The organism is Kamptonema sp. PCC 6506 (assembly GCF_000180455.1).
In the GTDB taxonomy this organism is placed as follows: Bacteria; Cyanobacteriota; Cyanobacteriia; order Cyanobacteriales; family Microcoleaceae; genus Kamptonema; species Kamptonema formosum.
In genome coordinates, this window is sequence record NZ_CACA01000317.1 from 44,078 (window position 1) to 56,928 (window position 12,851).

Annotated in this window: 9 protein-coding genes and 1 pseudogene; 9 read left to right on the top strand and 1 reads right to left on the bottom strand. The window is 45.7% G+C overall.

Annotated features, from left to right (window positions below; genetic code table 11):
• The first annotated feature begins 22 nt into the window (after positions 1–22).
• The 9 genes from OSCI_RS20605 (at position 23) to OSCI_RS20640 (ending at position 11,902) form a co-directional block, all read left to right on the top strand.
• Positions 23–2,668, top strand: a complete 2,646-nt coding sequence (locus tag OSCI_RS20605; RefSeq protein WP_007357061.1) for an MASE1 domain-containing protein — start codon at positions 23–25, stop codon at positions 2,666–2,668.
• Complete coding sequence (locus OSCI_RS32285) at positions 2,665–3,438, top strand: ATP-binding protein (RefSeq protein ID WP_007357062.1); 774 nt, start codon at positions 2,665–2,667, stop codon at positions 3,436–3,438. The genes OSCI_RS20605 and OSCI_RS32285 overlap by 4 nt, the downstream gene beginning before the upstream one ends.
• 46 nt (positions 3,439–3,484) lie before the next feature.
• Entirely contained in the window at positions 3,485–3,643 is a 159-nt protein-coding gene (locus tag OSCI_RS32290; protein WP_234709964.1) for an ATP-binding protein, read from the top strand.
• A gap of 9 nt (positions 3,644–3,652) precedes the next feature.
• On the top strand, positions 3,653–7,327 hold the full coding sequence (locus tag OSCI_RS20615; RefSeq protein ID WP_007357064.1) for a response regulator: 3,675 nt from the start codon (positions 3,653–3,655) through the stop codon (positions 7,325–7,327).
• Positions 7,320–7,697, top strand: coding sequence for a response regulator (locus OSCI_RS20620; RefSeq protein ID WP_019487575.1), 378 nt, complete (start codon positions 7,320–7,322; stop codon positions 7,695–7,697). Before OSCI_RS20615 ends, OSCI_RS20620 begins: the two co-directional genes overlap by 8 nt.
• 159 nt (positions 7,698–7,856) lie before the next feature.
• Positions 7,857–8,960, top strand: a complete 1,104-nt coding sequence (gene rfbB / locus OSCI_RS20625) for a dTDP-glucose 4,6-dehydratase (protein ID WP_007357066.1) — start codon at positions 7,857–7,859, stop codon at positions 8,958–8,960.
• Positions 8,961–9,659: 699 nt separating this feature from the next.
• Positions 9,660–10,511: a cyanoexosortase A gene (gene crtA / locus OSCI_RS20630; RefSeq protein ID WP_007357068.1), complete on the top strand. Its 852-nt coding sequence runs from the start codon at positions 9,660–9,662 to the stop codon at positions 10,509–10,511.
• A complete protein-coding gene (locus OSCI_RS20635; RefSeq protein WP_019487574.1) occupies positions 10,505–11,182 on the top strand; it encodes a cyanoexosortase A system-associated protein in 678 nt (225 codons plus the stop codon). The genes crtA and OSCI_RS20635 overlap by 7 nt, the downstream gene beginning before the upstream one ends.
• A 42-nt stretch (positions 11,183–11,224) precedes the next feature.
• A complete protein-coding gene (locus OSCI_RS20640) occupies positions 11,225–11,902 on the top strand; it encodes an HpsJ family protein (RefSeq protein ID WP_007357070.1) in 678 nt (225 codons plus the stop codon).
• A gap of 486 nt (positions 11,903–12,388) precedes the next feature.
• Here OSCI_RS20640 and OSCI_RS20645 read toward each other — a convergent pair.
• Positions 12,389–12,851 (bottom strand): annotated as a pseudogene (locus tag OSCI_RS20645) (hypothetical protein); the annotation flags it as partial.

A 12,851-nucleotide genomic window follows, 5' to 3' on the forward strand; every position in this document is an offset into this window, starting at 1 on the left:
CCTACCCCTCCTGCAAATCCCAATGGAGACAAAGTTCCTTAACTTTATTAAAGGACAAACTGGGCGATACCTCCTAACAGTAGCCGCGATCGCCGCTCTCTACTTTTTGGCTGCCAAATTTGCAATCTCCAGCCTGATGCTGAGTTCAGAAGTGTCACCCATGTGGCCGGCGGCGGGAGTTGCTCAGGCCGCACTGCTGCTATTTGGGCCTTCCTTGTGGCCGGGAGTAGCAATCGGCGGCTTTCTATTCACTCTTTCCGAGCAACCCGGATACTTGATAGCAGCATTAATATCAGCCACCGGTAGAACCTTGCAACCCCTGTTTGGGGTGGCCATGCTGCACCATATCGGTTTCTCAGTTAAGCTCGATCGCCTCAGAGACGTTTTGGGACTCGCGATCTTAGGTTCCTTCGGCTCCGCGATCGTCAACTCCAGTATCGGGACTTTAAACGAATGTCTATTAGGTTTATCTAATTGGAGCGATTTTGCCGGCACTTGGGGGACATGGTGGTTAGGAGACGCAATGGGAATTTTACTCGTGGCCCCCGTCCTCTTAACTTGGCAGAAATGGCCCGAACTCCCGCAAAAACCCAGACACACTGTTGAAGCTGTTATCTGGTTTTTAGTGCTAGTAGCAATTTGCTGGCTCGTCTTCTGTTCCCGAACCAGAGCCGCCTACGCTCGCTATCCCCTAGAATACCTACCCTTTCCCCTAGTAGTTTGGGCAGCCTTCCGCTTTGGTCAATGCAGTACCGCGATCGCCAACCTGATCCTCTCCTCCTTTGCCATTTGGGGCATCGCCCGGGGTTCTGGCCCCTTTCTCAAACACGCTAACAGCACACCCCAGGCAATTTTATCCCTACAAGCCTTCATCACCGTCATCGCCCTCACCGCCCTCGTTTTAGCCGCCACCGTTGCCGAACGCCAACAAGCAGAAGCCTCCCTGCGAGCCAATGAAGCCAGCCTCGCCAACGCCCAACGCATCGCCCAATTAGGTAACTGGGATTTAGACATCACAGCAGGCCAATTGCGGTGGTCAGACGAAATTTACCGGATTATTGGACAACAGCCTGGAGCTTTTAAACCCAGCCAAGAGAAATTTTTACAGTACGTTCACCCCGACGATCGAGAATTAGTCAGGCAATCGATCGACCTCGCCATCTACGAGAAAAAGGCTTATAGAATAGACTACCGACTAATTCTGCCCGACGGGAGCGATCGCACAGTCTGCGAACAAGCCGCCGTTACCAGCGCCCGAATTGCCAGCACCATCCAAGATATCACCGACCAAAAACTAGCAGAAGCCGCCTTGCGATCGAGCGAAGAAAGATTTTCTAAAGCCTTTTACTCCAGTCCCGTCGGCATCAGCATCAGCACTCTCAAAGACGGATGTTTTGTAGATGCTAACGACAGTTTCCTGCGACAACTAGGCTGGCATCGCGAAGAATTCATCGGTCGTACATGGACGGAGTTACGAATGTGGGTCAATGCCGAAGACCGCGACAGCATCGCCCAACAATTGCAACAACAAAACTCCGCTAGAAACTGGGAAGTTAACGTTTACACAAAATCGGGCGAAATTCGGGACTGGCTACTCTCAGTAGAACCCATCTACATCGGCAGACAACAGTGCGTCTTAATTATGGCAAGCGACATCACCGAACGCAAACGCGCCGATGAATTTCGCAAAGGCAAAGAAGCCGCTGAAGCCGCCAACCGTGCTAAAAGCGAGTTTCTCGCCAATATGAGCCACGAATTGCGAACTCCTCTAAATGCCATCATTGGTTACAGCGAATTGATGCGAGAAGATGCCGAAGAACAAGGTTTAGAAGAATTCGCCGACGACCTTTTAAGAGTTAACAATGCAGGCAAACATTTATTAGCAATTATTAAAGATATTCTCGACTTCTCAAAAATAGAAGCAGGCAAAATGAGCCTAGAGTGGGAAACCTTCAGCATCCCTATGCTCATTCAGGAAGTGGTAGCAACTGTCAAACCCCTCGCTGACAAAAATTCCAATATCTTTAATATCAATTGTGCTGAAGATATCGGCGACCTCCACTCAGACTTGACCAAAGTTCGCCAATCCTTGCTTAACCTCCTCAGCAACGCTTCTAAGTTTACTAAATCTGGGGAGATCTCTCTGAGAGTCACCCGCGAAGCAGGGGAGATGCGGAGAGGAGGAGATGGGGAAGATGGGGTACGCAGGAGAATTTCTTCTTCTAACTCCACACTTAAGCATGGCGAAGCTTTGGGAGGAACGAAGCAATCTTTGCAAACCCCGCAGTTGTGGGAGGAAGGAAGCAATCTCTCCAAACCCCGCAGCTTGGGAAAGGAGGAAGGCTTGCGAGTAACGAAGCAAACTGAAGGTATCTCTCCCAAATTGACAGAATGGATCGTCTTTACTGTCAGCGATACTGGAATTGGCATGAGCCCAGAACAGTTAGAAAGAGTGTTCGATCCTTTCACGCAAGCAGATTCTTCAACTACTAAAAAATATGGCGGTACTGGCTTAGGGCTAACGATTACCAAAAAATTATGCCAGATGATGGGGGGAGATATTAGTGTTAACAGTGAGTTAGATAAAGGTTCCACTTTTACTATGTGGCTACCGGCTACTCTAGACCAAATATCAACATCTATGGGTGATTCAGAGGCATCTCTATGAGTTTATTATTCGTTCGCCTCTGCAATCATATCTTTACTAAATTTACCAGACCGCAGCAAATAATGTTTACTGCCGGATTTGTATTGATTTTAACTTGTATATTTTTGAAACTCCTGGCAGTTAATTTTAAAGAAGATCAGACATTTACGCGCAACTTGCTTTACCTTAGAGAGTGGGATAAAACTCTCAACCAGGACGTACTTAAATTTAGCTATGGGCTTTTAAATTACTACGACCCGATCGCGATTCGCATCACCTATCAAGGTCAACTCGCCACCCAAAGCACGATCCGAGACATCACCGAGCGCAAGCGCATACAACAAGAGTTAGAGTTAGCTAAAGTGCGGCAAGTGCTACTAAACTTGCTTAGTAATGCTGCCAAATTTAGTAAGGAAGGTACGATTACGCTCTCAGGGAGTAGAAAGCAGGGAGATGGGGAGATAGGAAGACGGCGAAATCGGGGAGATGGGGGAAATTTGCTTCCTCTTCCCACTCAAAACCGCCTTGACGTAGCCTACCCGGAAAGTTTAACTTTGTCAGGAACAAAGGAAACTGAAGGAATTTCTCCAAGCTCTTTCCAGTCTCAACCGGGAAGCATTACGAGTGCAACGCTGCCATCTCACAACTACCAAGACTTGGGAGTCCAACACCACTATCTCAAAATTTCCGCATCTTACATCTCTAACTTGATAATTTTTCAAGTCCGCGATCTGGAATTGGTATGGCTAATAACCAATTCCAGCATATATTTCAAGCATTCCCCAAGCTGACGCTTCTACTACCCGCAAGTATGGAATTACTGTTCTGGGACTAGCTATCAGCCAACAGTTCTGTAAAATGATGGGGGATGAAATTATAGTTGAAAGTGAGGTAGGTGTTGGCTCTACTTTCACCCTGTTCTTTCCCGACAATGTGGACTATCCTCTAAAAACTAGAAATGAGTTGACAACTAATAAATTAATAAATATAGCGTAACTATAAATTATGCACCCTCACCTCAAGCGCCAACTTCAAGAGCTCGGCCTGAGCCTAGAGTCCCCGCCTCTGGGTGCACAGCAGTGGCAGCAATTTCTAGAGCAGGTGAACGATCGCTATAGCCGTCAAGAACAGGAGTTAATTGATGCCAAACCGCTCGATGCAGAGGCGGAGGCTCTGGACTATGAAGCCTCTGGCTTGTGGGAAGTGGATGGACTGTCGGCGGTACTGGATAGTTTAGGCGTGGGACTTTGTACTTTAGATACTAGGGGCTATGTGCTCTATATTAACCCTGAAGGGGAACGCTTACTGGGGTGGGGGTTTTCAGAATTGGCGGGTGCGCCTCTGTTGGCTCGAATTGGTGTCACGCTGGGGAAAGCGGGGACGAGGGTACAAGGGGAAGGGGGAAACAAACACGAAGGAGCCTCTGAGAGTGAGATTAAGGCGCGGAAAAGTCAATTATCTCTTAGGGAAGCGATCGCTATCGGTCAGGCTTGCAGCAACTCAGATGGTAAGTTCCTCTGTCAGGATGGGACGATTTTATCAGTTTGTTATTTTTTTAATCCGATTGTAGGCGGAGACGGTAGTGGTGTTTTAGTGTTTTTTGATATTGCAGAGCGCCAGCGTTTGATGGGAGAGTTAGAGCGATCGCTCTCGATGTTACAAGCAGTATTTGAATCCACAGATGCGGGTATTCTCGCACTAGATCGCCAGGGAAAAGTTAGTAATTTTAATCAAAAGTTTGTGGAAATGTGGGGTTTAGTTGATAATGCCATGCTTTTAGCCCAACCTGGCAATGGCCCGCCCACAGCTCTCCCGTTCGTGATCCGCCAGTTGAAATATCCCCAAGCTTTTCTCAAAACTGCAATCAAATTGTCGGCTGAGCCGGATGCACAGATTAACAATTTGTTAGAATTTAAAGATGGGAGAATTTTAGAGGTAAGTTCTCACCCTTCCCAAGTCGGGAAAAAAATTGTCGGTCGGGTATGGATATTTCGGGATGTAACTGAGCGCAAACAAGTAGAAAAAGACCTGGAATATCGGATTCAATTTGAGCAGCTAATTACTAATTTGTCAACCCACTTTATTAGTTTATCTCCAGAGGAGATAGATTTGGGCATTCACCAAGCGCTGGAAGAGATTGGCAGATTAAGTGCTGTCGATCGCAGTTATATATATCTATTTGTTGATGATGGCAGTCAACTGGAAAATGTGTGTGAATGGTGCGCGGCGGGGATTGAGAACCAAGAGGGCAGACTCAAAACAGTGAGGCGATCGCAAATTCCCTGGATCGTAGAACAACTCGATCGATTTGAAAATGTTTACATTCCCGAACTAGAGAACCAACCGACTAATATTTTAGCGGAAGTTGCTTGTCTGCGCGATCGCGATCGGGAAGAGACTTTTTCTGCTCCTCCCTGGGACAGTGCTACAGAAAAAATGCAATCGGTAATTATTATTCCCTTAGTCTGTAGTAAAGAACTGGTAGGGTTCCTGGGATTCGAGGCCCAACCATCCCCAAAAACGCGATCGCCAGAAATATTAACCCTATTTAAAATGGTAGGAGAAATGCTGGCAAATGCCTTAGAGCGCAAGCGGGCAGAAGAAGCTCTAAGGCAAGCAGAAATTAAATACCGCAGCATCTTTGAAAACGCAGTAGAAGGCATATTTCAAAGTACCGCCGATGGGCGATACATCAGCGCCAATCCTGCCCTAGCCCACATTTACGGCTACAGCAACCCCGAAGAAATGCTGGCACAACTGACAGATATTGGCAGCCAACTTTATGTAGACCCAAACCGTCGCCAGGAATTTCTAGCAGCGATGGAGACGCAGAATGAAATCTTGAGATTTGAGTCAGAAGTATACCGCCGAGACGGTAGTATTATTTGGATTTCCGAGAACGCGCGTGCAGTTCGGGCATCGGGGGGTGCGATCTCCTGTTACGAAGGCACTGTTGAAGATATTAGCGATCGCAAAAAAGCAGAAGTATCCTGCCAATTAGCCTTAGAAGCCGCAGAATCCGCCAACCGTGCCAAAAGTACGTTTCTCGCCAATATGAGTCACGAACTGCGAACGCCTTTGAACGCGATCATCGGTTACAGTGAAATGCTTGCTGAAGAAGCCGAAGATTTAGCAGTCAAAGATTTCATCCCCGATCTTGATAAAATCCGTACCGCAGGTAAACATTTACTCTCTTTGATCAACGATATCCTAGACATCTCTAAAATTGAAGCAGGGCGAATGGATGTCTACCTAGAAAACTTTGACATCCCTGCCTTAATTGATGGGGTGGTCGCCACCGCCCAACCCCTAGTCGAGAAAAACGGCAATACTCTGAAAGTATTATGCCCTAACAGCACCGGCACTATGTATGCGGACGTGACTAAAATGCGGCAGATACTTTTAAATCTGCTCAGCAACGCCGCCAAGTTCACTCAGGAGGGTACGATTACGCTTACTGTTGAAAGAGTTAAACATGAAAAATTGACCAGCCCAGAGGTCAATTTTATACCCGAACAAAGTCAGGGGACATTGCTAGGACTTCTACAAAACCCAGATATACTTTCGCAATTTTTAATTTACGATTGTGATTCTTTAATTTTTCGGGTTGCTGACACAGGAATTGGCATGAATCCACAACAGTTGAAGCAGTTGTTTCAACCCTTTACTCAAGGAGATGCTTCTACCACCCGCAAATACGGTGGTACTGGTTTGGGCTTAGCTATTAGCCAACGATTTTGCCAAATGATGGGTGGCGACATCGCCGTAGAAAGTGCATTGGGAGAGGGTACAGTCTTTACTGTGGTATTACCCAGCGAATTTAGCGATCGCCTTGCCGAAAACCCAGAACCAGAAACCAGCGACCGGCCCCCAACTCCGATTACTTCTGGCACAGTGCTAGTAGTTGACGACGACCAAATCGCTCGCGATCTGATCGAGCGATCGCTCACTCGTGAAGGACTGCGGATCGAAGCCGCCGCCACCGGTACCGAAGCATTACGCCGAGCCAAAGAACTGCGCCCAGACGCAATTACTCTGGATGTGATGATGCCAGGAATGGACGGCTGGGCGGTGCTAGCAGCCCTCAAAGCTGACCCCGATCTTGCCGATATTCCCGTCATCCTGCTATCGTTTGTTGGCAACAAAAGCCTGGGATTTGCCTTGGGTGCATCGGATTACCTCACCAAGCCAGTAGATGGCAAGCGCCTCGCTCATCTTTTGAGCAAATACCGACGCGACCTAAACTTTACCAGCGGCAGTTTAACTGGTCAAATTCTGATTGTGGAAGACGATCTTGCCACCCGCGAAATGCTGCGGCGCATACTGGAAAAAGAAGGCTGGCTAGTGGCGGAAGCCGACAGCGGCCGCGCTGCCCTTAAGCAGCTAGCTCTTGCGCCGCCGAACCTGATCCTGCTCGATTTAATGCTGCCGGAAATGGATGGTTTTCAGTTTATTTCTGAAATTCAGAACTCGGCAAGTGACGACCCGATACCAATCATCGTCATCACCGCTAAAGACCTCACGCCTGGAGAACGCCTGCACCTTAATGGTTACGTGGAGCAGATCCTACAGAAAGGAGTTTACAGTCGAGATGCTCTCCTGCGGGATGTTCGCGCTCTAATAAATGCCAGCCTTGGCCGCAGGCAGGGCACGCCCAGGAAGGAGGAAACTAATGGCTAAGATTCTGCTGGTTGAAGATAATGAAATGAATAGGGATATGCTCTCTAGGCGCTTGGCTCGCAAAGGACATGAGGTGTTAATTGCGGTTGATGGTGCTGAGGGAGTGGAGATGGCTCGCTCGAAGGTGCCGGACTTGATTCTGATGGATATGAGTCTGCCGGTGTTGGATGGATGGCAAGCAACGCAGCAAATTAAGGCAACGCCGGAAACTAATACTATTCCTGTGATTGCCCTGACAGCTCATGCGATGGCGGGGGACAGGGAGAAGTGTTTGGCTGCTGGCTGCGATGACTATGATACTAAGCCGGTGGAGTTTCCCCGTCTGTTGGGGAAGATTGAGATGTTACTGAGTAGCCGCGCAGTAAATTAGTTTTTGTAGGGGCGAAGCATTCGCGCTGATATCCTATCTATATATAACAACCGCCAAGGCCTTTAAGAGACTCGCTCATTGCTGAAGCCCGCTGATTCTTATTCCCTTCTTTTCTTCTTCCCTAGCCCCTAGCCCCTAGCCCCTAACCCCTAACTATATATGACAGACAGTTGGAACGAAGGTAAATTGCGATCGCCACGCCGGATATTAATTACAGGTGGGGCAGGGTTTATTGGCTCGAATTTTGTCCATCATTGGTGCAGCAGTTATCCTGATGACAGAGTAGTAGTCTTAGATGCTTTAACTTATGCGGGCAATCGCCAAACTTTAGCAAGTTTGGAGGGTGGCGAGAATTTTCGGTTGGTTGTCGGCGATATTGGCGATCGCGCTTTGGTAGATACGTTACTGCAAACAGAAAACATCGATACTGTTGCCCACTTTGCGGCTGAATCTCATGTCGATCGCTCCATTTTAGGGCCAGCAGCCTTTGTTCACACCAATGTAGTCGGCACATTTACCCTTTTAGAAGCTTTCCGTCACCATTGGCAAAGTCTCTCCATCGCACCTCACAAGCCGCAGGGAGTCTTTCTTCACGTTTCTACTGATGAAGTTTACGGCAGTCTCAACCCAGAAGATCCACCCTTTACAGAAACGACACCATATTCTCCCAATAGTCCCTACTCAGCCTCGAAAGCTGGTAGCGATCACCTCGCTAGAGCCTATTTTCACACCTACGGTGTACCCACAATCATCACGAATTGCTCAAATAATTACGGCCCTTACCATTTCCCAGAAAAGCTAATTCCCCTGATGTGCATTAATATGCTTTTAGGTAAGCCCCTACCTGTTTATGGAGATGGGCAGAATGTGCGAGATTGGCTTTATGTTATCGATCACTGCCGCGCTTTGGATTGTGCGATTCATCGGGGAAAACCTGGGGAAACTTATAATATTGGTGGCAATAATGAAGTAAAAAATCTTGATTTAGTAAGGATGCTATGCCAATTAATGGATGAATTGGCGAGTGATTTACCAGCGCGTCCCTGCGAACAGTTGATTACTTTTGTCAAAGATAGACCCGGACACGATCGCCGCTATGCTATTGATGCCACCAAAATTAAAGAAGAATTAGGCTGGAGTCCTTCAGTAACAGTTAAAGAAGGGTTAAGGCTAACTGTAGAGTGGTATTTGGCTCATCGCGATTGGTGGGAACCGCTATTATCTGAGGAATATCAAGCTTATTATCGCCAGGTTTACGCTTAGAGAAGAAGAAATAATCATCTGCTTCTCTATTATCATCCTTTCTCTAATTTGTCAAGTTTATTAAGATTTAATGAAGCTTAATCCAAAGGGTAGAATTATCGAGTGATTCTGGCTGATAATTTGAATGTAGTCCCTCAGTTAAAGAGTTACCGAACTCAAGGACAAGCTGTTGTTTTTAAGGGTGCGATCGCTCGTCTACGAGATTTCCACAACAGGGGAATACTATTAATTATTGCTATCAGACAAAGATAGCAGTTTTTAGTGGCGCGATCGTAGGCTAATGGCTAATGGCTAATGGCTAATGGCTGATTGCTAATGGCTAATGGCTGATTGCTAATGGCTAATGGCTAATGGCTAATGGCTAATGGCTAATTGCCAATGCCTGATTAAAAGCAGTACCTACTACATTTAAAACTGCCATATATCGTAACCGCCAAGATAGTGAGGCCAGATATTCAGTAACGCGGCTTTCTAGGGGATATCCTTAACCGCTTAGAAGGCGGCGTTACTGAGGTCAAATTTTGTAACAAAAATCAGAACTCGGCGTAAAAAAGGAGACTTAAACCTGACAGGTAAATAACAGCTCAAAATCTCAGGTATTCAGGATTGGGCAAACAAAACCCTACCTGTTACCAGTAAAGCGTGAAAGGAGCTAATAACAACCATTTTGGAGGCTATAACTACAATCGGGAGGCATAAATGACTGAAACCAACTGGCTGAAGTATCTACAAGAACCTAAATATTTGCTATTAGGAATAGCAGCCGGTTTAATCGCCCTGCAACTTACTCTAACTTCGAGATCCGGCGATGTTGACTTATCAGGGACAATGTTTTTGTTTTGGGGGGCAGCGGCATTTTTAATTTGGGAAAGGCACAAAAGCATTAATTTTGAAAGCGGGATTTTCTCTAGTTTTGTTGGCATTGCCCTCATCGCTTTAATCCTAATTAAAAGTGCCTCCGTCTCTCAATACGAATTTTTCATCAGAGTTTCCCCTTTCCTGTCGGGTTTAAGTCTAGCTCTTATCGCTTCTGGGGTAAAAGGATTAAAACAATATTGGCAGGAACTTCTGATTCTTGGCTATACAATCATCCCTCCCGGATTAATAGGAGCCTTAGTTGACGTAGCTTTGCTCACGGCTAAATTTTCAGCATTTCTCCTTCATTACTTTGGCTTTAACGTAATTCGCGACGGCGTTCTTTTGAAGCTACCTACTGGTTCTGTAGAGGTGTATCACGGTTGTTCAGGCATTAATGCTATCCTTCAGTTACTAGGGCTAACTTTAATTTTCTTATTGATGTTTCCGACTAAGCGATCTCAGAAAATTATCGTCCCCATCGTAGCTGTAATCATTGCCTTTATCGTCAATTCAGCGCGGGTAGCTTTGATGGCAATACTCGTGGCTTTTTCTCAGCAAGCAGCCTTCAAATACTGGCACGAAGGCAACGGCTCATGGGTTTTTTCAATGATTTCTGTAGCAATTTTTGGTTTATTCTGCTGGTTTTTTGTCCTGCGAGAAGAACCCCAAAATAAGGAAGAACAGAAATGTTAATAGCCATTACTCGCTGGAAAAATTTGAGGAGTTCCCTTCTAACTGTCACCTTGGGAGCCGTTTTCTTAGTGGCAGGAAAATCAATTTTTTATCCTCCCACTAGCAACCTTAGCTCGACTTCCTTTGAGTTCCCGCAGTCAGTACCTTTACCTGAATGGCAGGCGATTGACAGTACCCCGTTAGTAATCAGTGAGGATTCAGATAGCAAGTCAGGTAGGATATATCGCTATCAACAAAACAGTCTCCCCTTGGAGATCAAAATGGGCTATGTGGTTGACACAATTGGCAATGTTGAAAACCTGATTAGAGCCCATAATGTTTTTGAGTCATCTCCTGGTAAACTAACAATAGTAAGCAATCAAGAGGTCGGATTTCACGGGCTTTTGCAGCACCAAAATCGAGCATATCTGAGTGCCTGTATCAACCCTCGTGGTGGTTCTACTGTCACGAGCGAGCAGTTTAAATACAACCGCAATACTTATGATTTGCAGTTGAGTCGGATCGTTTCTATGCTGTTAGGTCAGGTCAGTCGTCTTCAAGACAGGCGTTGTTTGTGGACTCAAATATCCATTCCTTTAGATAAAACAACGCCGACAGATGCTAACAAAATCCTAGAAACTACTTGGGTTTCCTGGTATCAGTGGTGGCAGCCTCGCTTTCCACCACCTTAAATTAAGGCAAAAACTATTTCTATTACAAAAGGTGCCAATTTTATGACTGGAGTTCAAGGGGAACAAACTTTTTCTATATATAGACTTCGTTGGGTCGGCTACGGTCTATTGATACTGTCGTTATTAGATATAATTGCGACTTTTACACCCCCAAATTTTCTCAACCCGGTTTGGGAATTGCAGACGATAGGCTCTTTGGTTGAACGAGTTCCTGTTCCTTTGTTGGGACTAGCGCTGATATTTTTTGGTGAGGAGTATGACCGCTATGACTTAGAAGATTTGGTATTGAAGTTTTTGTCTTGGCTGTGCATTCTCATGTCGCTGTTTTTTCTGTTGATGATTCCCTTGGGAATTGTTAATACTGTGAAAATTAACAACCAAAATAGTCAGCAAATTACGCAGCAAGCTAATCAGCAATTGTCGCAATTGAAACAAGTTGAAGAGCGGCTAAATAAGGGTACACCTGAAGATTTAAAAAATCTGGCAACCGAATTGACGCGCTTGGGCGTACAGACAAATAGCGAAAATCCTGATGAGCTCAAAAAGCAAATTCTTTCCAGAATTAATCCGGCGAGGGAACAGCTAGAGAACCAAAGTAAAACAGTGCAGTCAAGCCAGCGTTTGGTACTACTGAAAAATTCTGTTAAATGGGTTCTGGGAGCCCTGATTTCTAGCGTTTTGTTTTTTACCCTTTGGAAGGGTACATCCTGGGCTCGATAGGCTGTTGTTAGCGATAGAAGTTGCTTGAACAGGACTTACGCACCCAACTAAAGAAACCGGGTTTTTTGACGAAAATACTTCGTTTTGGCGCACAAATTCTCTCAAAAACTCGGTTTCTGCGACGACCTGTGAAGTCCTATTGAAGCAAGCTAGGGAACCCCTGGCTGCAATTCTGAGTCACTAGGTTGTAGGTCAAACCGATGATTCAGAATTCACGGGGCAAAAAAAGCTGCAACCTCTGTGAAGTATAGGATTACAGCTTTTTTTGGCTATGTTTACTGGTCACAGGGTAATGCTAGAGTAGGTGAATCGCCTGCTCTAGCTTTTTACATAAATACCACATATTCATTCTAGTTTCAGGGAAAAAGCAGTCATGATTTTCTGTTCTCTGCTCTTTACTAGACTGCATTTTGAGAAGTGGGTAGGGAGTTTTCTGTTGTCAACGAAATTGAGATAAAGGGAGGCAAACTTATTTTTTACCTTCTCTTATTGCGAGGAAAGTGCTTTCTCAGTTAATTTAACTTTACCTAAAGCTATTTTACGACTCTCAAAAAGTTTCATTACTCCAGTTGCAATTGTCCCGACTACATCCGGGTCGCAATAAGATAGAAATTCCTCAGACCGCATATTACCAGCAAAGAAATCTTTAGCTTTCTTCAACAGGTGTTCAATTTCTGCAAAACCGATGGATTTGATAATAAATGTAGCAACTGGGGAGTTTTTAATATCGTAACGTGATTCTTGATTGCGCCCTTTTGCTAACAGGTCGAGTACTTCTTTTTCCAGTTGGCTTTTCAAGGGATGGGTCAGCGGTATTTCGGGTAGAAAGTTCTCTAAAGCAGATGTTGTAAATCCCGGCGTGGGTAATTCTCCCATCATAGTCGAAAGTGGAATGTCTCGGCCTAAGCGGTAAGAAAGTGCTTCGAGAATGGCAATTGTAATCAGTTTT

Bases quoted from the DNA above. Each gene is read 5' to 3' on its own strand.
- OSCI_RS20605 (WP_007357061.1), top strand. From the start codon at position 23: ATGGAGACAAAGTTCCTTAACTTTATTAAAGGACAAACTGGGCGATAC.
- OSCI_RS20620 (WP_019487575.1), top strand. From the start codon at position 7,320: ATGGCTAAGATTCTGCTGGTTGAAGATAATGAAATGAATAGGGATATG.
- crtA (WP_007357068.1), top strand. From the start codon at position 9,660: ATGACTGAAACCAACTGGCTGAAGTATCTACAAGAACCTAAATATTTG.
- rfbB (WP_007357066.1), top strand. From the start codon at position 7,857: ATGACAGACAGTTGGAACGAAGGTAAATTGCGATCGCCACGCCGGATA.
- OSCI_RS20615 (WP_007357064.1), top strand. From the start codon at position 3,653: ATGCACCCTCACCTCAAGCGCCAACTTCAAGAGCTCGGCCTGAGCCTA.
- OSCI_RS20635 (WP_019487574.1), top strand. From the start codon at position 10,505: ATGTTAATAGCCATTACTCGCTGGAAAAATTTGAGGAGTTCCCTTCTA.
- OSCI_RS20640 (WP_007357070.1), top strand. From the start codon at position 11,225: ATGACTGGAGTTCAAGGGGAACAAACTTTTTCTATATATAGACTTCGT.
- OSCI_RS32285 (WP_007357062.1), top strand. From the start codon at position 2,665: ATGAGTTTATTATTCGTTCGCCTCTGCAATCATATCTTTACTAAATTT.